This window comes from Streptomyces sp. NPDC048461 (assembly GCF_055587105.1).
Genome location: NZ_JBVJGW010000007.1, coordinates 108244 through 134425 on the forward strand (window position 1 = coordinate 108244; position 26182 = coordinate 134425).

Below are 26182 nucleotides of genomic sequence, written 5' to 3' on the forward strand. Positions count from 1 at the left end.
AGAGTGCACTCGGGGTCGGCATTTGGGCTTTTCGACGGCACTGAGTGCCGCCAAGCTGCTCATCCTGCCCCTTCACGCGGGCGCCGGGAACCCCAAATGATCGATCATTTAGGTGATGTTTCCCACCGGTATCCGGCCGGACAGCCTCGGGGCGACCGCCGTGTACCTCCTGCCTGCGGAAACGGTACGCACGGCCTGCGCGAGAGCCTTGCGTGACCCGACGAGGACGACCAGTTTCTTCGCCCTGGTCACCGCCGTGTAGAGCAGGTTCCGCTGGAGCATCATCCAAGCCCCGGTGGTGACCGGGATCACCACGGCCGGATATTCACTCCCCTGGGAGCGGTGGATGGTGACGGCGTACGCGTGGGCCAGCTCGTCGAGTTCGGCGAACTCGTACACGATCTCCTCGTCCTCGTCCGTCCGTACGGTCAGGCGCTGTTCGTCCGCGTCGAGGGCGGTGACCACGCCGAGCGTCCCGTTGAAGACGCCGTTGGCGCCCTTCTCGTAGTTGTTCCTGATCTGGGTGACCTTGTCGCCCACCCGGAAGACGCGGCCGCCGAACCGCTTCTCCGGCAGGTTCGGCCGGGCCGGCGTGATGGCCTGCTGGAGCAGGGCGTTGAGGTTCCCGGCGCCGGCGGGCCCGCGGTGCATCGGGGCGAGCACCTGGACGTCCCGGCGCGGGTCGAGCCCGAACCGGGCGGGAATCCTGCGGGCCGCCACGTCCACGGCCAGCACCCCGGCCGCCTCCGTGTCCTCCTCGGGGAAGAGGAAGAAGTCCGGCAGCCCCTCGGTGATCGGCGGCAGGCCGGTGTTGATCCGGTGGGCGTTGGTGACCACCCCGGACTGCTGCGCCTGCCGGAAGATGCGGGTCAGCCGTACGGCGGGCACCGGGCCGCCCTCGGCCAGCAGGTCCCGGAGCACCTCCCCCGCGCCGACCGAGGGGAGCTGGTCGACGTCCCCGACCAGCAGCAGGTGCGCCCCCGGCGCCACCGCCTTGACCAGCTTGTTGGCCAGCAGCAGGTCCAGCATCGAGGCCTCGTCGACCACGACCAGGTCCGCGTCCAGCGGGCGGTCCCGGTCGTACGCCGCGTCCCCGCCCGGCTTGAGCTCCAGCAGCCGGTGCACGGTGGAGGCCTCGGCCCCGGTGAGCTCCGAGAGCCGCTTGGCGGCCCGCCCGGTGGGCGCGGCGAGCACGACCTTGGCCTTCTTCGCCCGGGCCAGCTCGACGATCGAGCGCACGGTGAAGGACTTGCCGCAGCCCGGCCCGCCGGTCAGGACGGCGACCCGCCGGGTGAGGGCCAGCTTCACCGCGTCCCGCTGCTCGGGGGCGAGCGCGGCCCCGGTCCGGTCGGCGAGCCAGCCCAGGGCCTTGTCCCAGTCCACGTCCCGGAAGCCGGGCATCCGGTCGTTCTCGGCGTTCAGCAGCCGGCGCACCTGCCCGACCAGCGACAGCTCCGCGCGGTGGAAGGGCACCAGGTACACGGCGGTCAGCGGGTCCGGCCCGCCCTGCGGATCGGGTACGGGCTCCCGTACGACGCCCTCCGGGTCGGAGGCGAGCTCGGCGAGGCAGTCGATGACCAGACCGGTGTCCACCTGGAGCAGCTTGACCCCGTCGGCGATGAGCCGCTCCTCCGGCAGGAAGCAGTGCCCCTGGTCGGTGGACTGCGACAGGGCGTACTGGAGACCGGCCTTGACCCGTTCGGGGCTGTCGTGCGGGATGCCGACGGCCTGGGCGATGCGGTCGGCGGTGAGGAACCCGATGCCCCAGACGTCGGCGGCGAGCCGGTAGGGCTGGTTCTTCACCACCGAGATGGACGCGTCGGCGTACTTCTTGTAGATGCGCACGGCGATGGAGGTGGAGACGCCGACCCCCTGGAGGAAGACCATGACCTCCTTGATGGCCTTCTGCTCCTCCCAGGCGGCGCCGATCAGCTTGGTCCGCTTGGGGCCGAGGCCCGGCACCTCGACGAGCCGCTTCGGCTCGTCCTCGATCACGTCGAGGGTGTCGGTGCCGAAGTGCTCCACGATCCGGTCGGCGATCTTCGGTCCGATGCCCTTGATCAGGCCGGAGCCGAGGTAGCGCCGGATGCCCTGGATGGTGGCGGGCAGCACGGTGCGGTAGTTCTCCACCGTGAACTGCCGGCCGTACTGCGGGTGGGAGCCCCACCGGCCCTCCATCCGGAGGGACTCGCCGGGCTGCGCGCCGAGGAGCGAGCCGACCACGGTCAGGAGGTCGCCGCTGCCGCGGCCCGTGTCGACGCGGGCGACCGTGTACCCGGTGTCCTCGTTGGCGTAGGTGATGCGTTCGAGCACCCCGTCGACCACCGCCAGTTGTACCGCCGCCGCCCCGTCCGCTGCCATGGACCGAAAGCTACCGTCCGGCGCCGACAGTGCGGCGCGCCTGTGGAGAACCGGGGGCGGAGCGGGCCCGGGACACCAGAAGGGGGTCCGGCCTCGCGGCCGGACCCCCTCACGGTTACCCCTCCCGTGTCGGACTTCCCGATCCCCCCAGATCCCCTCCCGAAAGTCCCGACGCACCATACGACCCGCGATTCCCGCGCGGGGTTGCACCGGGATCCGGAGCTTTATCGTTCCGTTACCCAATGCGGGTCCGAGGTGCCGTCAAATCACCGCAGAAGTAGCGTTTCCCGCATGAGCGAACCTTCATTCCAGGACGACGTGCTCCACGAACTCGGCGACGAGAAGCTGACCGAGATCGCCGGTCTCCTCGGCACGGACACCAACGGCGCCCGCGACACCGTCGCGGAGACGGTCGGCGCCATGACCGGCGGTCTGCAGGAGAAGGCGGCGGCCGACGACGACGACGGCGTCGAGGTGCGCCAGGCCTTCGCCGAGGTGGCGGAGCCCCCGCTGCAGGGCGTGTCCACCCTGGGCGGCGGCCTGGGCGGCCTGCTGTCCGGCGGGATGATGGCCGGGGTGCTCGCCAAGGTCAGCAAGCCGGTGGCCGGCGCCGTGTCGAAGAAGACCGGCATCCCCGCACCCACCATCAGCCGCGTCATCGAGATGCTGATCCCGGTGCTGCTCGCGGTCTTCGCCAAGCGCGCGGCCTCCGGCAAGGCGGGCGGGACCCCCGCGGCCGGCGGCGCCCCGGCCCCCGGCGCGGCCCCCGCGGCGGGCGGCGGACTCGGCGACCTGCTGGGCCAGATCCTCGGCGGCGGCAAGAAGTGACCCGTACGGCGTAGCACCCGCCGACGGGTGGCGCGATCACCCGGAGGGCGGTCCCGGGCGGCAGGAGCCGCACGGGACCGCCCTCCGGGTACATCCCCCCGCCACCGCCGCCGCGCTATCCTCGGGCGCCATGGACACGCCCGAGAAGGCACCCGTACGGCTGCGGTCCCCCGAGCCCGGCGACCTGGGCTGGATCGTGCAGCGGCACGGCGCGCTGTACGCCGCGGAGTACGGCTGGAACACCGAGTTCGAGGGCCTGGTGGCCCGGATCGTGGCCGGCTTCGCCGAGGACCACGACCCGTACCTGGAACGGGTCTGGATCGCCGAACTGGACGGCCGCCCGGTCGGTTCGGTGATGTGCGTCCGCGAGGACGCCGCGCCCGGCACCGCGCGGCTGCGGCTGCTCCTGGTGGAGCCCGCCGGCCGCGGCCACGGCGTCGGCACCCTCCTCGTCGACGCCGTCGTGGCCTTCGCCCGCTCGGTCGGCTACCGGGAGCTCGTCCTGTGGACCAACGACGTGCTGACCTCCGCGCGCTCCCTCTACCTGCGCGCGGGCTTCACCCTGGTCGCCGAGCGCCCGCACCGCTCGTACGGGGTCGCCCTCACGGGACAGGACTGGCGACTGCCGCTCCAGGAGGGCTCCCCGCGCTGACGTCCGGACCGACCCCCGTACGGTCCGGACGCCGCGCGGGCGTCAGCGAGGTCAGCGCCACCCCGCCGACCAGGAGCACCGCCGCCAGCCAGCGCGTTCCGGAGACGGCCTCGTCCAGCACCAGCGCGGCCGAGGACATCCCGAAGACCGGGACCAGCAGCGAGAAGGGCGCCACCGAGGAGGCCGGGTAGCGCCGCAGCAGGTAGCCCCAGGCGCCGAAGCCGAAGACGGTGGACACCCACGCGACGTACCCGATGACGGCGGCCCCGGACCAGTCCAGCGCCCGCAGCGCGGCCAGGTCCCGCTCCGGCCCCTCCAGCAGCAGCGAGAGCGCGAACAGCGGCAGCACCGGAACGGCGCACACCCAGACCATGAAGTTCAGGGCGTCGGGCGGCGAGGCCCTGCGGGTCAGCACGTTGGAGACGCCCCAGCAGGCGGCGGCCGCGACGACCAGGACGAAGCCGAGCACCGGCCCCGAGGTCCCCCCGTCGACGGCGGCGACGGCGATCCCGGCGAGCGCGACGCCCATGCCGGCCAGCCGCACCCGGCCGGGCCGCTCGCGCAGGACGACGGAGGCGAGGACCGCGGTGAACACGGCCTGGATCTGGAGCACCAGCGAGGACAGCCCGGCCGGCATCCCGGCGGCCATCCCGGTGAAGAGCAGGCCGAACTTGGCGATGCCCAGGGCCGCCCCGACCCCGAGGATCCACTTCCAGGCGACCTTGGGCCGGCCGACGAAGAACACGGCGGGCAGGGCGGCGGCGAGGAAGCGCAGGGCGGACAGGAGCAGCGGCGGAAAGTGGCCGAGTCCGATCTCGATGACGACGAAGTTGACGCCCCAGACGGCGGCGACGAGCACGGCGAGCGCGGTGTGTACGGGACGCATGGTCCGAGCATCGGCGCCCGGAGGATGTAGCACCAGCGCGAGTTCCTTCCGCCATGGATGAAGCATTGCTACCGAATGCCCGTGGTGCCACGATGGGGGCATGCTCGATCTCGCCCGGCTCCGCGCCCTGCACGCCGTCTCCGTCCACGGCTCGGTCGCGGGCGCGGCGGCCGCCCTCGGCTACACCCCCTCGGCGGTCTCGCAGCAGATCGCCAAGCTGGAGCGGGAGACCCGCACCACGCTGCTGGAGCGCCGCGGGCGCGGCGTCGCCCTCACCGAGGAGGCCCGCCACCTGGCCGACACGGCGCAGGAGTTGCTGGCGATCGTGGAGCGGGCCGAGACGACCCTGGAGGAGCGCCGCGGGCAGCCCGGCGGGCTGCTGACGGTGGCCGCGTTCGCCTCGGCGGCGCGCGGGCTGCTGCCGGGGGTGCTGGCCGACCTGGCCGTCCGGCACCCGGCGCTCGACGTGCGCCTCACCGAGGTGGATCCCCACCTGTCGGTCGACCTGGTGGTCCGGGGCGTCACCGATCTGGCGGTGGCCCACGACTGGGACATCGCCCCGCTGCCGGCGCCCGAGGGGGTCGAACAGGCGGTGATCGGCGACGACCGCTGCGACCTGGTGGTCCCGGCCGGACACCCCTTCACCCGGCGCGGGGCGGTCCTGCGCGCGGACCTGGGCGGGGAGCGCTGGATCTGCCAGCCGCCCGGGCGGGTCTGCCACGACTGGCTGGTGCGGACCCTGCGGACGGCCGGCTTCGAGCCCGACATCGCGCACGTCGCCGAGGAGAACCACACGATCGTCGCGCTGGTCGCGGCCGGGCTCGGCGTGGCCGTCGTCCCCCGCCTGGGCACGGGCGCCCTGCCGCCGGGCGCGGTGGCCGTACCGCTGGAGCCCGGGCCCGTGCGCCGGCTGTACGCCCTGTGGCGGACCGGGGCCGCCCGCCGGCCCGCCATCACCGAGGCCGTACGGACCCTGCGGGACCACTGGGCGGTGGCCGCGGCCCGTCCGGGGGACCTCCCGAGTGTCCGTCACTCCCCGGCCCCGGCCCGGCAGTAGGGTCCGGCGCGTGCCGAACCACGCCTCCCGCCGGACCCTGCTCGCCGCGGCCGCCCTGGCCGCCGTCACGGTGGCCGGGGCCGCCTCCGCCACCGCGGGGGCCCGCCGCGTCCCGGACGATCCGCGCTCCCCGGACCGCGCCCCGGGCGGGCCGCCGGGCGGCCGGCCCGACCCGGCCCGGCTGCGCGGGCTGGTGGAGGGGATGAGCCTCGCCGAGAAGGTCGGGCAGCTGTTCGTGTCCCGGGCGTACGGCCACTCGGCGACCGACCCCGACCCGGCGGACGCCGAGCAGAACCTGGCGCTGTTCGGGGTCCGCACCGCGGCCGAGCTGGTCTCCCGCTACCACCTGGGCGGGATCGTCTACTTCGCGTGGGCCCACAACACCCGCGACCCGGGGCAGATCGCGGAGCTCTCCGGCGGCCTCCAGCGGGCCGCCCTGGGCAGCGGCGCGCGGATCCCGCTGCTGCTCTCCACCGACCAGGAGCACGGGGCGGTCGCCCGCATCGGCCGGCCCGCGACCCTGCTGCCGGGGGCGATGGCGCTCGGCGCGGGCGGCTCCCCGGCCGACGCCCGCCGGGCCGCGCGGATCTCGGGCACCGAGCTGGCGGCCATGGGCATTCGCCAGGACTATGCGCCGGTGGCCGACGTCAACGTCAACCCGGCGAACCCGGTGATCGGCGTACGGTCCTTCGGCTCCGATCCGCGCGCCGTGGCCGCCCTGGTGGCCGCACAGGTCCGGGGCTACCAGGGCGCCGGGGTGGCCGCCACCGCCAAGCACTTCCCCGGCCACGGGGACACCGAGACCGACAGCCACGTCGGGCTGCCCGTGATGCGGCACACCCGGGCCGTCTGGGAGGAGCTCGACGAGCCGCCCTTCCGGGCGGCCGTGGAGGCGGGCGTGGACGCGATCATGACGGCGCACATCATGTTCCCCGCGCTCGACCCCTCCGGGGACCCCGCGACCCTCTCGCGCCCCATCGTCACCGGCATCCTGCGCGAACGCCTGGGCTTCCGCGGGGTCGTGGTCACCGACGCCCTGGACATGGCCGGGGTCCGCCAGAAGTACGGCGACGACCGGGTGCCGGTCCTGGCCCTGCTCGCGGGCTGCGACCAGCTGCTGAACCCGCCGGACCTGGGACTCGCGCACCGCAGCGTGCTGGCGGCCGTCGAGGCGGGCGAGCTGACCGAGGCACGGATCGACGCGTCGGTGCTGCGCATCCTGGAACTCAAGGCCCGGCGCGGCCTGTTCGGGGCGCCCCGGGCGACCGCAGCCCTCGCGGGTTCCGTCGTCGGCTCCCCCGAACACCTGGCGGCGGCCGACGAGATCGCGGCCGGCACGACCACCCTGCTGGCCAATCCCGTCGGGCTGCTGCCGCTCGACGCCGCGGCCGCGCCCCGGCTGCTGGTCACCGGGGCCGACCCGGTCTCCCCCACCGGCACCACGGGGCCCCCGACGGCCGTCCTGGCACGGGAGCTGACCGCGCTGGGCTGCCGGGCCTCCGCGGTGGCTCCCGAGCGGGCCGCGGCCGCGGCGCCGGGCCATGCGGCGGTGCTGGTGTGCACGTACAACGTCCCCGAGGGGGACGGTCCTCAGCGCGCGCTGGTGGCGGAACTCGTCGCGTCCGGGGTGCCGGTGATCGCGGTGGCGGTCCGCAACCCGTACGACGCGGCCCGGCTGCCGGCGTGCGCGGCGGAGCTGGCGACGTACTGCTGGACGGACGTGGAGATGCGCGCGGCGGCCCGGGTGATCACCGGTGCGGTACGCCCCGGTGGCCGCCTCCCGGTCCCGGTTCCGGGCCGCTACCCGCTGGGCCACGGACTGGCGTACCCCTGACGGCGGCGGCCCGGCGCCGATCGGCGCCCCGCGGGCCGCGCACGGCGCCGCGGGGGTTCACAGGCTTCCGGGACGGGTGAGGGCGTGTCCGCACCGTGTGCGGACACGCCCCGGGTTCACCTGACGGGTTACGGCCGCAGCTGCGGCTCGCGCTCCAGGTCGCGCTGGTCGAGCTGCGCGTCCGGCGCCGCCAGCGGCGCCGCCTTGCCCGTGTCGGCGAGCGCGGCGGCCGGGGCCACCCCGGCCCACTGGAGGATCTTCGCGGTGGCCAGCGTCCGCTCGCCGTCCAGGAGCTTGGCGACGTTGGCCCCGTGGTTGGCGCCGGGGGCGGTCATCACGTAGCTGTCGCGCACCCCGTAGCCGAGGCGGAACGGTTCGGCGCCCCACGGGTCGTTCTGCCCGTACACGAACAGCATCTGGTTCGCGTGCATGCGGACCCACTGGTCCACGTCCGCCATGGCCCCCGGCTGGAAGGTCATCGGGATCGAACGGGGGACGAAGTTGCGCGGCGGCTGGTAGCCGTAGCGGCTCAGACCCTTGAGGTGGGGCTGCTTGATGTCGGGAGAGCCCAGCTGGGTGCCCGCCTGGTAGTAGTACGGCGTGTACGTCTCCAGGCCCTGGTCGGCGTAGGCCGAGAAGCCGGAGATCGCGTCGATGCTGTCCCAGATCTCCTGGTCCGAAGCGGTCGCGGCGGCCGGGACCGTGGAGCAGTCGGCGAGCAGGCTGTACTGCCAGAAGGCCCACACGTAGTCGAGGACGACGGCCTCGTAGGCCTTGTCGAGGGTGCCGACGGTGGTGAAGGTCCAGCCGTTCTCGGCGGCGGCGGCCGCGTACTTGGCCTCCAGCGGCTCGCGGCGCACCAGCGCCTCGCGCTGCACGGCGTTCAGCCGGTCGCGGCACTCCTTGGTGCCGACCTTGTTGAAGAACCGGTCGTAGGCCGAGTCCTCCTTGTTGACGACGTCGTTGGGCGCGACGTACGCGACGATGCCGTCCATGTCGCGCGGGTAGAAGCGCTCGTAGTACGTGGCGGTCATGCCGCCCTTGCTGCCGCCCGTGGCGAGCCAGTTCTTCTTGTAGGTCTTCTTCAGCGCGGCGAAGAGGCGGTGCTGGTCACTGGCGGCCTGCCAGATGTCCAGGTTGGCCCAGTTGGCCGGGTCGGGCCGCGAGGGGGTGAAGAATCGATACTCCAGCGACACCTGGTTGCCGTCGACGATGGTCGTCGGCTCGCTCCGGCGCGGGCTGGTGTTGACGTTGTATCCGGAGGTGAAGAACACCGTGGGCCGGGAGACGTCCTTGTGGAGCAGGGTCAGGCGCTGCTTGAAGGTGCCCTTCCACGGCTGCCGGTGGTCGACCGGCTGCTCGTAGTTCAGTACGAAGAAGCGGTAACCGGGGTACGGCTTCTCCTCGATCAGGCTCATCCCCGGGATGCCGAGGATCTGGTCCTTGATGTCCGTGGCGGCGGCCGGCTCCGCGGCGGTGGCCGCTTGTGCCGTGGAGCCCGCAACACCCATGGTGCCGATCAGCACCACGAGTGACAGCAGCCATCCGAGCGTCTTGCGCATGCACCCTCCCCTTGAGTTCACTTCGGTCGCCGTGAACCTAGCCGGGCGAACGCGCGTCTGACCAGACCCAGTTGGGTCGGTCCGTCAGCACAGGATCCAGCCGGAATCGACGGATCCGGCCCCCACGCTCCCCCTTACGTACACGCAGCGGCTGATCGCACCGACCGTGACGGGCCCGGCGTACCGGGTGAACCGGCCCGCGTCGCGGACCGGAGCCCCGCCCCGCGGCTGGATGCTGACCTCCATCGGCCGGCGCTCGCCGGGAACGCGGGCCACCGCCATCGCGCAGGCCTGGGTGCGGCTCTTGTAGATCCGCACCTCACCCGTCGAGAAGGGCAGCGTCCGCGCCAGCCGGCCGCCGCAGCCCTCGCTCGCGGCCCGGACCTTCCCGGCCCGCACGGCCCCGGGCTGCGCCGACCCGGCCCGCTCCGCCCCGGCGGGCGCGGGTCCGGCGCCCCCGGTCCGGGCCTGCCAGGGCTGCACGGCCGCGGACCGGGCGGTCCCTGCCTCCGCGGGCGTCGCCGTGACCAGTCCGCCGGCGCACAGCGACAGCGCCGCCGCGAACACGACCGGCACGACGGCCCACCCTCCGCGTCCCCTCCGCACCTGCACCACCCAGTCCCCCGATCGGTCGTACGTACACCGCGCGCACGCACGTACGACGTTCCGGCCGCCCGGAAGGTTGCAACGCACAAGCATCCGCGGCACGGTGGCCGGTTCGCGCCCGTCCGAACCATGGCGAACCGCCAGATCACCCGCATGTCCGGCGCGCCGGGTCCGGCCACCGGATCCGCAGGTTCCGGGTCTGCGGGGCACACATCCCGCTCCCTCGTACGAGTGCATCAACAACTTCCCAGCGGCAGAGCGGGAGTTCACGATCACGGAGGAGATTACGCTAGGCGACCGGACGACCGCCCACCGTAGCCACGAAAGGCCACCCCCGTGACGAACGACCTGCTCGACCGCAAGCTGGAGCGCGCCTTCACGCACCTGGACGTCAACGACGACCGGGTCATCGACGAGCACGACATCATCGGGCTCGGCTCCCGCCTGCTGACGGCCCTCGACGAGCCGGCCGACTCGCCCAAGGCGGCGAAGGTCATGGGCGGCCTGGTCGACTTCTGGGTCGAGCTGTTCAAGGAGCTGGACGTCGACAAGGACCACAAGCTCACGCAGGCGGAGTACAAGCAGGGCATGACGCGCCTCTTCCAGGACGACGGCGCGGCGTACGACAGGTCCTTCCGCCCGATGGTCCAGGCGATCCTGACCGTCGTCGACACCAACGGCGACGGGCACATCAGCCCGGAGGAGTTCCACAAGGCCCAGCTGGCCTTCGACACGAAGCTGGACCCCGCCGACGCGGACGCGCTCTTCGCGAAGATCGACAAGAACCACGACGGGTACCTGACCGTGGACGAACTCCTCGACGCCGTGCGCGACTACTACACCGGTACGGACGAGGACGCCCCCGGGAACCTGCTGTTCGGCGAGCTCTGAGCCCGGACGGCGGCGGGCCGGGCTCCGGGTGCCGCCACCCCGAGCCCGGCCCGGCCGGAGCCTTGGCCCCGTGCCCCTGTCGTGGCCGCCTCGTCGGCCGCCTAGGCGGCGGCCGGCTCGTCCTCCCCGACGAAGGTGCGCCACAGGTCGGCGTACCGCCCGCCGCGGCCCAGGAGTTCGGCGTGGGTGCCGTCCTCCACCACCCGGCCGCGGTCCATGACCACGACCCGGTCGGCGCGGGCCGCGGTGGTCAGCCGGTGGGCCACCACCAGGGTGGTGCGCTTGCCCGCGAGCCGGTCGGTGGCCCGGTTGACCTGGGCCTCGGTGGCGAGGTCGAGGGCGGCGGTCGCCTCGTCGAGCAGCAGGACCTCCGGGTCGACGAGCTCGGCGCGGGCCAGCGCGATCAGCTGGCGCTGCCCGGCGGAGAGGTTGCGGCCGCGCTCGGAGACGGTGTGCAGGTAGCCGCCGTCGAGGGTCGCGATCATGGCGTGGGCGCCGACCGCGCGGGCGGCGGCCTCCACCTCGGCGTCGCTCGCGGCGGGCCGCCCGTAGGCGATGGCGTCGCGGACGGTCCCCGGGAAGAGGTACGGCTCCTGGGGGACGACGCCGAGCCGGTGGCGGTACGCCGTCAGATCGAGCTCCCGCAGGTCGGCGCCGTCGGCGGTGATCCGGCCGGAGGTCGGGTCGTAGAACCGGGCCACCATCTTGACCAGCGTGGACTTGCCCGCTCCGGTCTCGCCCACGAAGGCCACGGTCTGCCCGGCGGGGATCCGCAGGCTGATTCCGGCCAGCGCCTCCCCCTTCTCGCCCCGCTCCTCGGCCGTGCCGTACGTGAAGCGGACGTCCTCGAAGGCGATCTCCCCGCGCAGCTCCGGCACCTCGCGGGGGTCGGTCGGCCTCGGGGTGGAGGTGGGCTCCCGCAGCAGTCCCTGGATCCGGCCGAGCGAGACGGTGGCCTGCTGGTAGCCGTCGAAGACCTGGGAGAGCTGCTGGACCGGGGCGAAGAACAGGTCGATGTAGAGCAGGTACGCCACCAGCGCGCCGAGCGTGAGCGTGCCGGCGTCCACCCGGCCCGCGCCGACGATGAGCACGGCGGCCGCCGCGCCCGAGGACAGCAGCTGCACGAACGGGAAGTAGATCGATATCAGCCACTGGCCGCGGACCCGGGCCTCGCGGTACGCGTCGCTGCGCTCGGCGAACCGGGCGGCGCCGGCGCCCTCGCGGCGGAAGGCCTGGACGATGCGCAGCCCGGAGACGGACTCCTGGAGGTCGGCGTTGACCAGGCTGACCCGGTCGCGGGCGAGCTCGTACGCGGCGACCGACTTGCGGCGGAAGTAGACCGTGCCCACCACCAGCAGGGGCAGGGTCGCGAAGACGATCAGCGCCAGCTCGACGTCGAGGACGAGCAGGGCGACGAGGATGCCGAAGAAGGTGAAGACGGAGACGACGGCGGTGACGAGCCCGGTCTGCAGGAACGTGGACAGGGCGTCGACGTCCGTGGTCATCCGGGTCATGATCTTGCCGGTCAGCTCGCGCTCGTAGTAGTCGAGGCCGAGGCGCTGGAGCTGGGCGAAGATCTTGACGCGCAGGGCGTACAGCACGCGCTCGCCGGTACGGCCCGTCATCCGGGTCTCGGCGAACTGCGCGGCCCACTGGGCGATGACGATCACGAGGGCGAGTGCGGCGGCCACCCAGACGGCGCCCAGGGCGGCCTGCTCGACGCCCTGGTCGATGCCGTGGCGGATGAGGATGGGCAGCAGCAGTCCGGCGCCCGCGTCGACGGCCACGAGGCCGAGGCTGATGGCGAGCGGCGCCCAGAAGCCCTTGAGGAGGCGGCGCAGGCCGTAGCTCTCCTCGGCGGCCGCGGCCCGGGTCTCGTCCACGTCGGGCTCGTCGTCGGCGGGCGGCAGCGCGGCCACCTGTGCGAGCAGCTCGGGGGTCGCGGGCATCCCGGCCACCGCTCCGGCCATGGAGTGCCCGGCCCCGGGGGCGCGGATCCCGGCGGAGGCGGCGGGCGCGGCGGCGGAGGCGTTGTCCGCCTCCTCCTGGCGCCGCCACAGCTCGGGGGTGATCCCGCCCGCGACCCGGCGCTTGGCGTTGACGGGCTCGGAGTCGATCTCCGCTTCGAGCTCGATGCCCCGCTCCAGGTCGCCGTCCCGGTCCAGGTCGCGCTCGAACTCGGCCATCGGCGTGTCGGCGGGCGTGCGCGGCGAGCCGGCGCCGAGGGCGTCGGGGTCGGTGAGGAGCCGGCGGTAGAGGGCGGAGCGGCGTTCCAGCTCCTCGTGCGTACCGAGGTCGGCGAGCCGGCCGCGGTCGAGCACGGCGATCCGGTCGGCGAGCGCCAGGGTGGAGCGGCGGTGGGCGATCAGCAGGGTGGTCCGGCCGGCCATGACGGCGCGCAGCGCCTCGTGGATCTCGTGCTCGACGCGGGCGTCCACGGCGGAGGTGGCGTCGTCGAGAAGCAGCAGCCGGGGGTCGGTGAGGATGGCGCGGGCGAGCGCGATGCGCTGGCGCTGGCCGCCGGAGAGGGTGAGTCCCTGCTCGCCGACCTTGGTGTCGTAGCCGGCGGGGAGGGCCTCGATGAAGCCCTCGGCCTGGGCGGCGCGGGCGGCGGCGCGGATCTGCTCGTCGCCGGCCTCGGGGTGCCCGTAGGCGATGTTCGCGCGGATGGTGTCGGAGAAGAGGAAGGAGTCCTCGGGCACCAGGCCGATCGCCGACCGGAGGGACGCGTACGTCAGGTCGCGGACGTCGTGGCCGCCGACGCGGACGGTGCCGCGGTCGGCGTCGTAGAAGCGGGGCAGGAGGAGCGAGACGGTGGACTTGCCGCTGCCGGAGGCTCCGACGAGGGCGATGGTCTCCCCCTCGGCGAGCGAGAGCGAGAACCCGTCGAGCACGGGCCGCTCGCGGTCGTACCCGAAGGCGACGCCGTCGAACTCGACGGTGGCGGGCGCGTCGGCGGGCAGCTCGGTGGCGCCCTCCCGGATCTCGGGTTCGGTGTCGATGAGCTCGAAGACCCGCTCGGCGCCGGCGCGGGCCTGCTGGCCGACGGTGAGCACCATGGCGAGCATGCGGACGGGGCCGACGAGCTGGGCGAGGTAGGTGGAGAAGGCGACGAAGGTGCCGAGGGTGACCTGGCCGTTGGTGGCCATCCAGCCGCCGAGGGCCAGCATGGCGACCTGTGCGAGGGCCGGTACGGCCTGGAGCGCCGGGGTGTAGCGGGAGTTCAGCCGGATGGTGCGCATCCGGCCGGCGAACAGCCGGCGGCCGGCGGCGCGCAGCTTGCCGGTCTCCTGGTCCTCCTGGCCGAAGCCCTTCACGACGCGGACGCCGGTCACGGCTCCGTCGACGACGCCCGCGACGGCGGCGGCCTGCCCCTGGGCCCACCAGGTGGCGGGGAAGAGCTTCCTGCGGCTGCGCTTGGCGATGAACCAGAGGGCGGGGGCCATGAGAAGGGCGACGAGGGTCAGCAGCGGGGACAGCCACAGCATGATGCCGAGGGATATCCCGAAGAGGAGGAAGTTCCCGATGGTCATCGGGAGCATGAAGAGCAGGCCCTGGATCAGCTGGAGGTCGCTGGTGGCCCGCCCGATCACCTGGCCGGTGGACAGCTCGTCCTGCCGCCGGCCGTCGAGGCGGGCGATGGTGTCGTACATGTCGGTGCGCAGGTCGTGCTGCACGTCGAGGGCGAGGCGGCCGCCGTAGTAGCGGCGGATGTAGGTGAGCACGTAGACGAGGAGGGCGGCGGCTATGAGCATGCCGGCCCAGGGCGCCATGTCCTTGGTCTTGTCCCCGATGACGTCGTCGATGATCACCTTGGTGACCAGCGGTACGACCGCCATGACGGCCATGCCGCCCAGCGAGGATCCGAGCGCGAGGAGCACGTTCGCCTTGTAGCGCCAGGTGTAGGCGGTCAGCCTCCTGGCCCAGCCCTGTTTTTCCCCGCCCGCCGTCTTCGCCGCCGTCACGTCATGCCTCCCCGTAGCTCCTGCCCTGCCGCCTCCCCCAACGCGCCGACCGGCGGATTTCATCCCGCCGCAACAATCGAACGGGTTTACGCGCTGTTCGGCGAGCCGTCCTGAGCCGTACGGGTCACGGGGGCAGCGGGAGGCGCCGGGCGGCGCCCGGCCATACTCAGCCCATGACGATCAAGGACACCGAAGCCGACCCGGCCCCGTGGGTCCGCGCCTCGCACCCGTCGGCCGCGGCCCGGCCCCGGCCCGAGCGCCCCCGGGGCACGGAGGCGCACGCGGGCGCCGACACGGCCCGCGAACCGGACCGCGACGAGGACGACCTCCTCCTGTCGGGCTGGTTCGCCCCGGCGTAGGCCGCATCCGCCCCTAGCGGGCGTCGAACTCGTACTCCAGGACGTAGGCGGCTGAGTCGAGGACCATCTCGTTCACCTCGACCGCCTTCCCCTCGGCGGTGTAGGCCGTACGGCAGACCAGCACCACCGGGGTCCCCGCGGCCAGCCCGAGCCGGGCGGCCTCGTCCGGGCCCGGCATCCGCGACCGGATCTCCTCCCGGAACCGCGCGGGCCCGTACCCCAGCTCGGCGAGGCGGGCGTAGATCCCGCCGGGCCCGCTGTCGGGCTCCGCGACGGGCGTACCGGCCACGAGGGCGGCGTCGAGGTAGGAGGTGGCGAGCATGACGGGCTTCCCGTCGAGAAGGAACCGCCGCCGGCGCACGCAGGCCGTGGCCTCCTTGCCGAGCCCGAGCACGGCGGCGACGGGGTCCGGCGCCGGCTCCTCCGTGACACCGAGGATCTCTACGACGGGCTCGCGCCCCTTTCCGTCCACGTCCCAGATGGATCCCCCGGCACCCCACACCTCCACGGCCAACCGCTGGATCCCGCGGCGCCGGATGACGACCTGGTACTCCCGCACGAAGACCCCGGCACCCTTGCGCGCCTCGGCCAGGCCCTCCGCTTGAAGGACCCCGAAGGCCTGCCGTGCGGTCATCCGGGCCACGCCGTACCGGCTCATCAGGTCGCTCTCGCCAGGCAGCCGTGCGCCAGGACCGTACTCACCGGCCGCAATCGCGTCTTTCAGCTCAGCAGCAATGCGCTGGTACTTGGGCTGCCGCCCCACGACGTCCTTCGCCATACCGCCCTCTCCGATCATCTCCGAGCAGCCTAGGGGCGCGTCGGCACAGAACGGCGCTCCTCGCTCAACACCCGCCAGCATCGAACATATCTAGACATCTACTGGCGGAGCGGGGCGCCGGCCCGCTTCACTGATCGCAGGTAGGTATCTAGATAAGTGAGGCTCCCATGGCAGAGAACCCCGCTGACGAGGTCTTCTGGGTCGTGCCGCGCGGCCCCCGCGCCCCCGGTCGGGCCCGAATGCTGCTACGCGCGCAGCTCGCTGCCTGGAAGGTCGACGCGGGGCCCGCAGGAACGGCCGAGCTGGTCCTGTCCGAGCTGGTCACCAACGCCGTGCGCCACGCCCGCGCCCCACACGGCCGGGACATCGGGGTACGGCTGGTCCGCCGCCGAGGCACGCTGCGCGTAGAGGTGGCGGACGCGGGTTCCCCCGTCGAGCTCGCCGCGCGGGAGGCGGCCGAGGGGGACGAGCGGGGGCGCGGCCTCGCCATCGTGGAAGCGCTCTCCACACGGTGGGGCTGCCACCCCCGGCCCCACGGCATCGGCAAGGCCGTCTGGGCCGAGGTGGGCCTCAGGGGGTAGGCAGCGGCTTCACGACGGGGGGCGCGGCGAGGGGCTTGTTCTCGCAGCCGAGGGCGTCGGTGACCCGGCGGGCCATCAGGTACGTGAGAGTCATCCGCCGGTCTTTGGCCGCTTGATCCACGACCGGCCCATCCGGCCGGTCGAACATCGCGTCCGCCGAGAGCCGCACGTTTCGCGACGGTCCCCCGAGCTCACCGGGCAGGTCGCACTGGACGAGCAGGGTGGACTGGCCGGCGCTCGCCACGCCTCCCGCACCGTTCAACTCGTACGACGCGCCGTTGTGGGACGGGGACACCTCGGACGCCGCCCGGGGGGACCAGCCGAACGAAAAGATCGCGTATCCACGATGCGGCCGGTCATCCTCGTACCGGCACGCGGTGTTGAAGTACGAATCCTTGCCCGGCCGCATGTGCTGCAACGCCGCTTCCATCTTGTCCACCAGCTCGCTCGTGGACTTGTAGGCCTTCGTCTCGTAGCCCTCGGTGACGAGGATCTCCCGCACGAGCGCCTCCTCCTCCGAGGAGGCGATCCCGCACAGGTTTGCAGCCTTTCCCTCGGAGTCGCCCGAAGAGCACGACGTCAGCGTCAGCACGCAGACGAGCGCAGCCGTCGCACTTCCGAGGGCCTTGATCACATTACGGCTTGAGATGTGCACGAGCAGCGTCCCGTCCCGAGGTGTATCCCTCGCCCGCCTCGTTCTTGGCATGATCGAACGCAGGATCATTGCTGATCTTCCACTCGCGTCCCCACGCATCCAACAGGCCGGTGGTGCCCTCGACACCAGCCGCGTAGTTGTTGCTGGAATCCTTCTTGCTCTGCTCCTCGGCCGCCTCTTTGACTCCCTCGACCCACTCGTACTTGGCCGAGTCGATCAGTGAGCCGCCGACCGTGCCGACGACGGGGATTTCACCGATGAGCCCGTTCGCGACGGCTGCCGTGTGCTCGGACACGCCTTCCGCCCACGTGACCCGGTCCTCTTCCTTGTCCTTGTAGACGTCGGCCCCGATGCCGTTCAGGGCGCCCGTTGCGGCCCCTATGTCGTGCGCACGGTTGTCCCAGTCAGCGCTCACGGCATGCGGGGAGTCGGCCTTGAACGGGGCGGCGGTCGCCAGCTGTTCCGCCGAGTAGGCACGCTCCGCTTCGACCAACAGCGCGTAGGCCGGGCCGTCGTCCGCGATGCCGCGCATCACGCGGACCAGGCTGCCCTGGCCCACCGCGATCTGGGCCTGATCGCCCGAACCGTGGATGGAGTCCTTGCCGCTGACCTGGCCGAGGTCGCTCTCCTGACCTCCCAGGATGAGATGGGTGTCCGCCACGTAGTCGACCATGGCCTTGGCCATCGGCTGGCGGAACTTCTCCAGTTCCTCCGGGAATTCGTCGCCGCCCATCTCGTCGTCGAGGAGACGGATGGCGTGGTGCATGACGCGCGCCTGGCCCTCGGTGTGCGTGCCCGCCGGGCCCATCTTCTCCCCGGGCGCGTCGCCGGTGGCCGCCGCGTGGAAGGCCGCTGCGAAGCCGTCCATCTTGTGCGGGTTCTCCATCTCCATCGGAGGTCCGTACGGCCCCGACATCCACTGGTCGTGCCACTTGCGGTCGGTGAGCAGGTGGTCCAGGTGGTCGTTCTTGTTACCGGGCGCGTCCGGGTCGAGGAAGTAGGTGGCCGTGTCCGGGTCCTTGGCCATGATGCCCAGGATCGCGTCCAGCGGGTCCGAGACCAGATTGGGCCGCTGGGAGTCGTACGCGTGGGAGTACATGTTCGGCTTGGCCTTCTCGGCCTCGATGATGCCGTGCCCGACATCGTTGAGGAACTGCTTGCCGTAGCCGTCGCCGTGGCCCATGAGCGTCAGGAGCGCCTGGTAGCCGTGCGTGGGCCGCAGGCCCTTCGCGACCAGTTCCGGGCCCTGTTCCTTGAGGCCGTTGACGAACGGCTGGTAGGCGTAGCTTCCCGGATCCTTCGTGCCCGAGGCGATCGTCCCGGCGAGGCCGGAGTTGATCGACTCGTAGAGCTTCCTGTCGGCCGCCGACGCGCCGCGTTCGTTGGACGCCAGGTTCATCTGGTCGGCGAGCTGGAGCGTGTCCTTCGCGCCCAGCGCGTGCAGGTACGCCTCGCCGAAGTGCGGGTCCTTGGAGTTCTGCCGCAGGATCTCGTCGTAGTGCCGCAGTTCCTCCGGCGAGGCCTTGCCGTCACGGATCTTCGAGGTGAGCGCGAGCGCTTCGACGGCCTCGACGTCGTTGACCGGCTTGGAGTTGAAGCCGAACATCGCCGTGCCGTCCGCGCCGGACGCGTTCAGCAGGGCGACCTTCACGTCGGCGTCGAAGTCCGTGACCGCCTTGACCGTCTCGGCGATCCTGCGCGTCCAGGAGCGTTCGACCTCCGGGAGGTCGGGGTCGTGGCGGATCGCGTTCGCGGCGGCCGGGTCGGTCTTGCCGAAGTCGTAGCTGGCCACGCCCGAGTCCGAGACCTTCATGCCGGCGGCGACCGCGTCCGCGACGGCGGAGGTGACCCGCGACTTGAGGTTCACGAACTGGGCGTGCGCGTCGCGGAGCAGCGACTCCATGGCGAGCGCCTCGGTCTGGGCCGCGTCGAACTCCCCCCGCGTGATGCCGGAGTTCGTGCTCGCCACCTGGGCGCTGGAGCCCAGCCAGCCGTTGCCCGTGGAGACGCTCTGGACTTCCTTCTCGTACACGTCCTCCATGGTCTTGAACTGCTTCGCCATGGCCTTCCAGCCGTCGGCGGCCGTGGTGAGCGCGGAGAGGTCCGTCTGCAGGATCTGCTGGTAGGTCGGCACGTCTCCCTACACCCCCGAGATGTTGGACTTCACCGGCTGGAAGCCGCGGCCGGTGAGCTGGTCGTTCCCGGTGAACAGGTTCGACGCCCCGCGCAGTGCCGTCTTCTCGGAGTCCAGGCGGGACATCAGCCGCTTCACCTGGTCGTCCCAGTGGGTGTGCGCCTTGGTCAAGCCAGCTGCCGTGTCCCAGCCGTTGAAGGCGGTGACGGCGCCCTTCGTCGGTTCGTCGGCCGCGTCCGCGGCCTTCTTCGTACCGGGCTGGAGGACGTTCTCGATGGTGTTGGCCGCCTTCTTCTTGGCCGGCGGGGCGGTCGCCAGGACGCCCGGACCGCCGCCCCCCGGTTCGGCAGGAGCCTGGTTCAGCCGCATCTGCGGTGACGGGCCGGCGGCTGCGGCCTGCTTCTGCGCGGCCCACTCCTGCTCGAACGACACTGCTCCCCCTACCGAATGCCGGTACCTGATCACCACCACCCTAACCAGGGGCCCGGGCGGCCCTAAATGTGCGTCGGGGCGAACATCCTGAGGGTCGTCGGGAGGACCAGGACCGAGGGGCCCGGTTCCGCCAGGGACGTGGCGAGGTCCGCGCGCAGGGTCTCCGGGGTGGTCGTGGCCGCCGGGACGCCGAAGGACGCCGCCAGGGCCACGAAGTCGGGGCGGGTCAGCTCCGTGCCCGTGGCCCGGCCGAAGGACGCCGTCATGTACTCCCGCAGGATGCCGTAGCCGCCGTCGTCCACGATCAGCCACGTCACGTCGAGGTCGTGCTGGCGGGCCGTGGCCAGGTCCGCGAGCGAGTACATCGCGCCGCCGTCGCCGGACACGGCCAGCACCGGCGTGCCCGGTTCCGCGACGCAGGCGCCCAGGGCCGCGGGGAACGCGTAGCCGAGGCCGCCCGCGCCCTGCGCCGAGTGCATGGTGTTGGGGTGCTTCGGGTCGAAGGCGGACCACGCCCAGTAGGACAGCATCGTCATGTCCCAGAAGGACGGGGAGCGCGCCGGCAGCGCCGAGCGGACGGACCGCAGGAGGCCTTGTTCCAGGCCGACGTCCTGGGTGGACAGCCGGGCCGCGATGTCCGCCAGGACCATGCGGACGCGCTCGGGGGCGCCCGGGTCCTCGCGGGCGGGAACGGTCTCCAGCAGGGCCTGGAGCGCGAGCCGGGCGTCCGCGTGGATGCCGAGGGCCGCGTGGTTGGACTCCAGCTTGCCGAGGTCCGCCTCGATCTGGACGACCCGGCCCGTGGGGAAGAACGTGTGGTAGTTCGACGAGAGTTCGCCGAGGCCCGAGCCGACGACCAGCAGGACGTCGGCGTCCTCCAGGAAGTCGGTCATGTGGCGGTCCTCCAGCCAGGACTGGAGGGAGAGCGGGTGCGTCCAGGGGAAGGCGCCCTTGCCGCCGAAGGTGGTGACGACGGGCGCGTCGAGCCGCTCCGCCAGCTGCCTGAGCTTGCCCGCGGCGTCCGAGCGGATGACGCCGCCGCCCGCGACGATCACCGGGCGCTCGGCCCGCGCCAGCCAGTGGGCCGCCAGCGCCGTCAGCTCGGGGCGCGGGACCAGCTCGTGCGGGGTCGCGTCCATGCCCGTGACCTGCGGGACGATCGTTTCGGCGCGGAGCACGTCCTCCGGGATCTCCACCCAGACCGGGCCGTGCGGGGTGGTCAGGGCCGATTCCCAGGCCTCGGCCACCACCGACGGGATCTGGGAGGGGGTGCGCGCGGTGTGCACGGACTTCACCACGTCCCGGAAGGACGCGGACTGGTCGCGCAGCTCGTGCAGGTGGCCGTGCCGGCCACCGCCCAGTCCCGCGGCCGGCACCTGCGAGGAGATCGCCAGGACCGGGGCGGACGCGGCCGCCGCCTCCGCGAGGGCGGGCAGGGCCATGAGCGCGCCCGGCCCCGTGGAGAGCAGCAGCGGGACCGCCTCCCCGGTGATCCGGCCGTACGCGTCGGCGGCGAAGGCGGCGTTGTTCTCCGTACGGAGGCCGATCAGCCGCAGGTCGGAGCGGCCGACGGCGTCGAAGAGGCCCAGCGCGTGCTGGCCGGGCAGTCCGAAGACGGTCGTCGCGCCGAGCGAGCGCAGCGTCTCCACGACCAGGTCCCCGCCCGTGCGCCCCGGCGGCGGTGCGAGGGCGGCGGCCGTCTGGGCCTCGGTGGGACGGAGTACCAGGTCGTGGTCGTGCGTCACGTGCTCAGTTGCCCTTCGCCTTCGCCGCAGCGATCTGCCGGCTCATGATCGTGGTCAGCTCGTACGCGGTGTGCGAGGCCGCGACCGAGGTGATCTCCGCGTGATCGTACGCCGGGGCGACCTCGACGACGTCGGCGGAAACGAGGTTGCAGGAGGACAGGCCGCGGATGATCTCCAGCAGCTCGCGGGAGGTCATGCCGCCCGCCTCCGGGGTGCCGGTGCCGGGGGCGTGCGCCGGGTCGAGCACGTCGATGTCGATGGAGATGTAGAGCGGACGGTCGCCGATGCGCTGGCGCAGCTGGTCGGCGACCTCGTCGGCGCCGCGCCGGTAGACGTCGGCCGAGGTGACGATGCCGAAGCCCATCTTGGCGTCGTCCGTCAGGTCCTGCTTGCCGTACAGCGGGCCGCGGGTGCCGACGTGGGAGAGCGCCTCGGTGTCGAGGATGCCCTCCTCGACGGCGCGGCGGAACGGGGTTCCGTGGGTGTACTCGGCCCCGAAGTAGGTGTCCCAGGTGTCCAGGTGCGCGTCGAAGTGCAGCAGCGCGACCGGGCCGTGCTTCTTGGCGACCGAGCGCAGCAGCGGGAGCGCGATGGTGTGGTCGCCGCCGAGGGTCATCAGGCGGGAGCCGGCGCCGAGGAGCTCGTCGGCCGCGGCCTCGACCTGGTCGACGGCCTCGTTGATGTTGAAGGGGTTCACCGCGATGTCACCGGCGTCCGCGACCTGCGCGAGGGCGAACGGGGAGGCGTCCTGGGCGGGGTTGTACGGGCGCAGCAGGCGCGAGGCCTCGCGGATGGCGTTGCCGCCGAAGCGGGCGCCGGGGCGGTAGGAGACGCCGGAGTCGAAGGGCACGCCCACGACGGCCACGTCGGCGGCGCCGACCTCGTCCAGGCGGGGCAGCCGGGCGAAGGTGGCCGGGCCCGCGTAGCGCGGGATGCGGGAGGAGTCGACGGGTCCGCGCGGCTGCGTGCTCATGGGGGGTGCCCTTCTGGAGGTCCTGCTGGTGCGGTGATTCGAGCGTAAGCGGACACCTGCGACGGGCGAAGTGTACGTTTCATCCACTAAGGCCCCCCGATGTGTACGGAGTATCCATGGAAGCCGCCCCTCCGACCCCGCCGGTCGCCCTGGCGCGGCTCCTCGCCGACCCCGAGCTGGGTCTGCGGCTGCTGGCCGGGCCCGCCGGGGCCGAGGTGCACGGGGTGCACGCCTCCGAGATGGCGGACCCGTCGCCGTACCTGCTGGGCGGGGAGCTGCTGCTGACGGCGGGCGCCGAGCTGGGGGCGGATCCCGACCGGTACGCGGCCCGGCTCGTCGCGGCGGGCGCGGCGGCGCTCGGCTTCGGCGTGGCGCCCGTGCACGAGGCGGTGCCGCCCGGCCTCGCCGAGGCGTGCGGCCGGCACGGGCTGCCGCTGCTGGAGGTCCCGCCGGGGACCCCCTTCACGGCGGTGGCCCGTACGGTGTGGCGGCTGATGGAGCAGGCCCGTACGGGGGAGCTGCGCCGGGTCACCGAAGCCCAGCAGTCCCTCGCGGCGGCGGCCGCCCGGCCCGACCCCGTCCCGGCGGTGCTGCGGCGGCTCGCGGCGAGCCTCGGCGGCCGCGTCGAGCTGGCCCCGGACGGGCGGGCGGCGGGCGGGCCGGTGCCCGCCGTTGCCGCCGGGGCGCTGGCCGCGCTGCTGGCCCGGGTCGGGCGGGCGGGCGGCCCGGCCACGGCCACCGACGAGGCCGGGGGCTGGCACCTCGCGGCGTACGCCCTGTCCCGGCACCCGGAACCGCCGCCGAACCCCGCGCTGCCGGGCCCCGCGACGCCCGGCGCCCCGGACCCCGGACCCGCGCCCGCCGGAGCGGCGAAGCCCGACCCGGCGACGCGCGGCCCCGCCTCCGCCGGAGCGGCCGGAGCCGCCGCCGACCCGCCCGGAAGCCCGGGCCCGCCCGCACCCGGAACCCCCGCCCGGGCCCTCGGGACCGCCACGCCCGCGCGGGCCCCCGGCGACCACACGATCGCCTCGGTCGCGGCGGTCCTGCTGGCGCTGCTCACGGCCGGCCGGCCCGCCGGGGACGAGGCCGCCGCGCTGACCCGTCTGCTGCTCGGCGGCTCCCCCGCCGGCTCGCTGGCCGGGCCGGGGCCCTGGTACGCCGTCCACGCCCGGAGCACCGGCGGCGGCGACCCCCGGGCCCTCGCCGCGGCGCTGGGCACCGTACTGCTGGACCCACGCGGGGAGGCCGTACGCCTGCTCGCCGACCGGGAGCCCGGCCCGCAGCCGGGGTGGCGGCTGGGGGTCAGCGCGCCGGCGGCGGCCGAGGGGCTCACGACCGCCGACGCGCAGGCCCGGCGGGCCCTGGAGCGCGCCGAGGCCGCCCGGACCCCCCTCGCCCGGCACACGGCAGGGGGCCTGGGGGCCCTCCTCGACCCCGCCGAGGCCCGCGCGCACGCCGAGGCCCTGCTGGCCCCGCTGGACGGGGCCCGGACCGCCACCCTGCGCGCGTGGCTGGCCCACCACGGCAGCTGGGACCGGACCGCCGCCGCCCTCGGCGTGCACCGCAACACGGTCCGCCAGCGCATCGCCCGGGCCGCCGCGCTCCTGGAGCGGGACCTGGACGACGCGGACACGCGGATGGAGCTGTGGTTTGCGCTACGCGCTCTGGACATCGGCGACAACTCGCCGGTAACTTAGTCTGAGCAAGCGCTTAGGCATACGCCACCAATCGAGCAACGACGACGGCGCGCAACCACCTCCGCGAGAGCGGCGGCGGTTTAGCCGCATAAGGGAGGGCCGGCCGTGCGCCGTACCGTTTTCAACGAGGACCACGAGGCGTTCCGCGAGACCATCCGCGCCTTCATCGAGGCCGAGGTGGTCCCCGTCTACGACGAGTGGTTCCAGGCCGGCCAGGCGCCCCGCGACTTCTACTACAAGCTCGGCGAGCTGGGCGTCTTCGGCATCAACGTCCCCGAGGAGTTCGGCGGCGCGGGCCTGGACACGCACAAGTTCGAGGCCGTCCTCTACGAGGAGACCTCCCGCGCGGGCGTGAACTTCGGCGGCTCCGGCGTGCACGTGCTGCTCGCCCTCCCGTACATCAAGATGCTCTCCACCGACGAGCAGAAGAAGCGCTACCTGCCGAAGTTCGTCACCGGCGAGGAGATGTGGGCGCTCGCCATGACCGAGCCGGGCACCGGCTCCGACGTCGCGGGCATGAAGACCACCGCCAAGCTCTCCGAGGACGGCACCCACTACGTCCTCAACGGCTCCAAGACCTTCATCACCGGCGGCGTGCACGCCGACCGGGTGATCGTCTGCGCCCGCACCTCCGCCCCGCGCGAGGACGACCGCCGCTTCGGCATCTCCCTCTTCGCCGTGGACACCAAGTCCGAGGGCTACTCGATCGGCCGCAAGCTCGACAAGCTCGGCCTGCGCACCTCCGACACCGCCGAGCTGGCGTTCGTCGACGTGAAGGTCCCGGTCGAGGACCTGATGGGCGAGGAGAACAAGGGCTTCTACTACCTGGGCGCCAACCTGCCCTCCGAGCGCTGGGGCATCGCCTTCGGCGCCTACGCCCAGGCCAAGGCCGCCGTCCGGTTCGCCCAGCAGTACGTGACGGACCGCACCGTCTTCGGCAAGCCGGTCGCGCACTTCCAGAACACCAAGTTCGAACTGGCCGCCTGCCAGGCCGAGGTGGACGCGGCCGAGGCCGTCGCCGACCGCGCCCTGGAGGCCCTGGACGCCGGTGAGCTGACCGCGGCCGAGGCCGCGTCCGCGAAGCTCTTCACGACCGAGGTCGCGCACCGCGTCATCGACAAGTGCCTCCAGCTGCACGGCGGCTACGGCTACATGAACGAGTACCCGATCGCCCGCCTGTACGCCGACAACCGCGTGAACCGCATCTACGGCGGCACCAGCGAGGTCATGAAGTCCATCATCGCCAAGTCCATGGGCCTGTAAGGGATTCGGGACACCTACCCTTCCCCCATGAACGAGGCACTGACGACGCTCCTCGACCTGCTCGACCTGGAGCAGATCGAGGAGAACATCTTCCGCGGTACCAGCCGTTCGGCGCTGGTACCGCGCGTGTTCGGCGGCCAGGTCGCGGCCCAGGCCCTGGTCGCGGCCGGCCGGACCGTTCCCGAGGACCGCGCCGCGCACTCGCTGCACTCGTACTTCCTGCGCGCCGGGGACCCGGGCGCGCCCATCGTGTACTCGGTCGACCGGATCCGCGACGGACGCTCCTTCACCACGCGCCGGGTCGTCGCCGTCCAGCACGGCCAGCCGATCTTCCACCTCTCCGCGTCGTTCCAGACGTACGAGGACGGGCTGGACCACCAGGCCGCCATGCCGGCCGCCCCGGACCCGGAGACCCTGCCGACCGCCGCCGAGGCGCTGCCCGCCCACCGGTCGGCCTTCCGGGACCCGGGCACGGTGGAGCGGCTGATCGACGCCCGCGCCGCCGTGGACCTGCGCTACGCGACGGTCCCGCCGTGGGGCAGCGTCGGCGAGCCGGTGGAGCCCCGGTCGCAGGTGTGGTTCCGTACCGCCGGGAAGCTGGAGAGCGACGACCCCCTGCTGCACACCTGCCTGGCCACGTACGTCTCGGACATGACGCTGCTGGACTCGGTGCTGCTCGCCCACGGGCGGGGCGGCTGGGCGGTCGGCGACGTGGTGGGGGCCTCGCTGGACCACGCCATGTGGTTCCACCGGCCGTTCCGCGCGGACGAGTGGCTGCTGTACGACCAGGAGTCGCCGTCGGCGGCCGCCGGGCGGGGCCTGGGGCAGGCCCGGATCTGGACCCAGGACGGGCGCCTGGCCGTGACGGTCATCCAGGAGGGCGTCGTCCGCGTGCCGCGTGCGTGACGGGCACCCCGGCGGGC

20 protein-coding genes and 1 pseudogene are annotated in these 26182 nt (G+C 73.1%); 10 read left to right on the top strand and 11 right to left on the bottom strand.

The features are described 5' to 3' along the window. Positions 1-108: 108 nt before the first annotated feature. Positions 109-2361, bottom strand: coding sequence for an SF1B family DNA helicase RecD2 (gene recD2 / locus ACZ6S8_RS14660; protein WP_469455623.1), 2253 nt, complete (start codon positions 2359-2361; stop codon positions 109-111). A gap of 291 nt (positions 2362-2652) precedes the next feature. Here recD2 and ACZ6S8_RS14665 point away from each other — a divergent pair, with 291 nt between their 5' ends. Further along, entirely contained in the window at positions 2653-3189 is a 537-nt protein-coding gene (locus ACZ6S8_RS14665; protein ID WP_469455624.1) for a DUF937 domain-containing protein, read from the top strand. Positions 3190-3343: 154 nt separating this feature from the next. Further along, positions 3344-3841 (top strand): annotated as a pseudogene (locus ACZ6S8_RS14670) (GNAT family N-acetyltransferase); the annotation flags it as partial. Here the strand turns inward: ACZ6S8_RS14670 and ACZ6S8_RS14675 are convergent. Next, the gene (locus ACZ6S8_RS14675) at positions 3792-4727 is read right to left on the bottom strand and encodes an EamA family transporter (RefSeq protein ID WP_469455626.1); all 936 of its coding nucleotides are present in this window, start codon (positions 4725-4727) and stop codon (positions 3792-3794) included. The pseudogene ACZ6S8_RS14670 and the gene ACZ6S8_RS14675 sit on opposite strands and share 50 nt — an antisense overlap. A gap of 100 nt (positions 4728-4827) precedes the next feature. Between ACZ6S8_RS14675 and ACZ6S8_RS14680 the strand changes: the two genes are divergently transcribed. Both ACZ6S8_RS14680 and ACZ6S8_RS14685 read left to right on the top strand, forming a co-directional pair. Beyond that, the gene (locus tag ACZ6S8_RS14680; protein WP_469455628.1) at positions 4828-5784 is read left to right on the top strand and encodes a LysR family transcriptional regulator; all 957 of its coding nucleotides are present in this window, start codon (positions 4828-4830) and stop codon (positions 5782-5784) included. A gap of 10 nt (positions 5785-5794) precedes the next feature. Then, a complete protein-coding gene (locus ACZ6S8_RS14685) occupies positions 5795-7618 on the top strand; it encodes a glycoside hydrolase family 3 protein (protein ID WP_469455630.1) in 1824 nt (607 codons plus the stop codon). A gap of 128 nt (positions 7619-7746) precedes the next feature. Here the strand turns inward: ACZ6S8_RS14685 and ACZ6S8_RS14690 are convergent, their stop codons facing one another. Both ACZ6S8_RS14690 and ACZ6S8_RS14695 read right to left on the bottom strand, forming a co-directional pair. Further along, on the bottom strand, positions 7747-9180 hold the full coding sequence (locus ACZ6S8_RS14690; RefSeq protein ID WP_469455632.1) for an aminopeptidase: 1434 nt from the start codon (positions 9178-9180) through the stop codon (positions 7747-7749). An 84-nt stretch (positions 9181-9264) separates the two neighbouring features. Then, a complete protein-coding gene (locus ACZ6S8_RS14695) occupies positions 9265-9756 on the bottom strand; it encodes a hypothetical protein (protein ID WP_469455634.1) in 492 nt (163 codons plus the stop codon). A gap of 366 nt (positions 9757-10122) precedes the next feature. Between ACZ6S8_RS14695 and ACZ6S8_RS14700 the strand changes: the two genes are divergently transcribed. Continuing rightward, positions 10123-10677, top strand: a complete 555-nt coding sequence (locus ACZ6S8_RS14700; RefSeq protein ID WP_469455635.1) for an EF-hand domain-containing protein — start codon at positions 10123-10125, stop codon at positions 10675-10677. A 101-nt stretch (positions 10678-10778) separates the two neighbouring features. Here ACZ6S8_RS14700 and ACZ6S8_RS14705 read toward each other — a convergent pair whose 3' ends face one another. Beyond that, positions 10779-14642, bottom strand: a complete 3864-nt coding sequence (locus ACZ6S8_RS14705) for an ABC transporter ATP-binding protein (protein WP_469455638.1) — start codon at positions 14640-14642, stop codon at positions 10779-10781. A gap of 173 nt (positions 14643-14815) precedes the next feature. Here ACZ6S8_RS14705 and ACZ6S8_RS14710 point away from each other — a divergent pair, with 173 nt between their 5' ends. Continuing rightward, positions 14816-15001: a hypothetical protein gene (locus ACZ6S8_RS14710; RefSeq protein WP_469455640.1), complete on the top strand. Its 186-nt coding sequence runs from the start codon at positions 14816-14818 to the stop codon at positions 14999-15001. Between the two features lie 13 nt (positions 15002-15014). Here ACZ6S8_RS14710 and ACZ6S8_RS14715 read toward each other — a convergent pair whose 3' ends face one another. After that, a complete protein-coding gene (locus ACZ6S8_RS14715; RefSeq protein ID WP_469455641.1) occupies positions 15015-15779 on the bottom strand; it encodes a GntR family transcriptional regulator in 765 nt (254 codons plus the stop codon). Positions 15780-15946: 167 nt separating this feature from the next. Between ACZ6S8_RS14715 and ACZ6S8_RS14720 the strand changes: the two genes are divergently transcribed. Beyond that, positions 15947-16360 carry an ATP-binding protein gene (locus ACZ6S8_RS14720; protein ID WP_469455643.1) on the top strand — a complete coding sequence of 138 codons (414 nt, stop codon included), beginning with the start codon at positions 15947-15949 and terminating at the stop codon, positions 16358-16360. Here the strand turns inward: ACZ6S8_RS14720 and ACZ6S8_RS14725 are convergent. The 5 genes from ACZ6S8_RS14725 to speB form a co-directional block, all read right to left on the bottom strand. Then, entirely contained in the window at positions 16350-16994 is a 645-nt protein-coding gene (locus ACZ6S8_RS14725) for a hypothetical protein (RefSeq protein WP_469455645.1), read from the bottom strand. The genes ACZ6S8_RS14720 and ACZ6S8_RS14725 overlap by 11 nt on opposite strands. A gap of 1 nt (position 16995) precedes the next feature. Beyond that, positions 16996-19149 (bottom strand): hypothetical protein, encoded by a 2154-nt coding sequence (locus ACZ6S8_RS14730; RefSeq protein WP_469455647.1) that lies wholly within the window; start codon positions 19147-19149, stop codon positions 16996-16998. Between the two features lie 6 nt (positions 19150-19155). Next, entirely contained in the window at positions 19156-19581 is a 426-nt protein-coding gene (locus tag ACZ6S8_RS14735) for a hypothetical protein (protein ID WP_469455649.1), read from the bottom strand. 62 nt (positions 19582-19643) lie between these two features. Next, positions 19644-21326: a thiamine pyrophosphate-binding protein gene (locus ACZ6S8_RS14740; RefSeq protein WP_469455651.1), complete on the bottom strand. Its 1683-nt coding sequence runs from the start codon at positions 21324-21326 to the stop codon at positions 19644-19646. Positions 21327-21330: 4 nt separating this feature from the next. Next, the gene (gene speB, locus ACZ6S8_RS14745) at positions 21331-22299 is read right to left on the bottom strand and encodes an agmatinase (RefSeq protein WP_469455653.1); all 969 of its coding nucleotides are present in this window, start codon (positions 22297-22299) and stop codon (positions 21331-21333) included. A gap of 116 nt (positions 22300-22415) precedes the next feature. Here speB and ACZ6S8_RS14750 point away from each other — a divergent pair, with 116 nt between their 5' ends. The 3 genes from ACZ6S8_RS14750 (at position 22416) to ACZ6S8_RS14760 (ending at position 26165) form a co-directional block, all read left to right on the top strand. Further along, positions 22416-23996: a PucR family transcriptional regulator gene (locus ACZ6S8_RS14750; protein WP_469455655.1), complete on the top strand. Its 1581-nt coding sequence runs from the start codon at positions 22416-22418 to the stop codon at positions 23994-23996. A 105-nt stretch (positions 23997-24101) separates the two neighbouring features. Beyond that, the gene (locus ACZ6S8_RS14755; protein WP_383901135.1) at positions 24102-25259 is read left to right on the top strand and encodes an acyl-CoA dehydrogenase family protein; all 1158 of its coding nucleotides are present in this window, start codon (positions 24102-24104) and stop codon (positions 25257-25259) included. A 27-nt stretch (positions 25260-25286) separates the two neighbouring features. Further along, on the top strand, positions 25287-26165 hold the full coding sequence (locus ACZ6S8_RS14760) for an acyl-CoA thioesterase (RefSeq protein WP_469455657.1): 879 nt from the start codon (positions 25287-25289) through the stop codon (positions 26163-26165). Positions 26166-26182 lie beyond the last annotated feature (17 nt).

Excerpts from the sequence above, each read along its gene's own strand:
- recD2 (WP_469455623.1), bottom strand. The coding sequence starts at position 2,361 with ATGGCAGCGGACGGGGCGGCGGCGGTACAACTGGCGGTGGTCGACGGG.
- ACZ6S8_RS14665 (WP_469455624.1), top strand. The coding sequence starts at position 2,653 with ATGAGCGAACCTTCATTCCAGGACGACGTGCTCCACGAACTCGGCGAC.
- ACZ6S8_RS14675 (WP_469455626.1), bottom strand. The coding sequence starts at position 4,727 with ATGCGTCCCGTACACACCGCGCTCGCCGTGCTCGTCGCCGCCGTCTGG.
- ACZ6S8_RS14680 (WP_469455628.1), top strand. The coding sequence starts at position 4,828 with ATGCTCGATCTCGCCCGGCTCCGCGCCCTGCACGCCGTCTCCGTCCAC.
- ACZ6S8_RS14690 (WP_469455632.1), bottom strand. The coding sequence starts at position 9,180 with ATGCGCAAGACGCTCGGATGGCTGCTGTCACTCGTGGTGCTGATCGGC.
- ACZ6S8_RS14710 (WP_469455640.1), top strand. The coding sequence starts at position 14,816 with ATGACGATCAAGGACACCGAAGCCGACCCGGCCCCGTGGGTCCGCGCC.
- ACZ6S8_RS14715 (WP_469455641.1), bottom strand. The coding sequence starts at position 15,779 with ATGGCGAAGGACGTCGTGGGGCGGCAGCCCAAGTACCAGCGCATTGCT.
- ACZ6S8_RS14720 (WP_469455643.1), top strand. The coding sequence starts at position 15,947 with ATGGCAGAGAACCCCGCTGACGAGGTCTTCTGGGTCGTGCCGCGCGGC.
- speB (WP_469455653.1), bottom strand. The coding sequence starts at position 22,299 with ATGAGCACGCAGCCGCGCGGACCCGTCGACTCCTCCCGCATCCCGCGC.
- ACZ6S8_RS14750 (WP_469455655.1), top strand. The coding sequence starts at position 22,416 with ATGGAAGCCGCCCCTCCGACCCCGCCGGTCGCCCTGGCGCGGCTCCTC.
- ACZ6S8_RS14760 (WP_469455657.1), top strand. The coding sequence starts at position 25,287 with ATGAACGAGGCACTGACGACGCTCCTCGACCTGCTCGACCTGGAGCAG.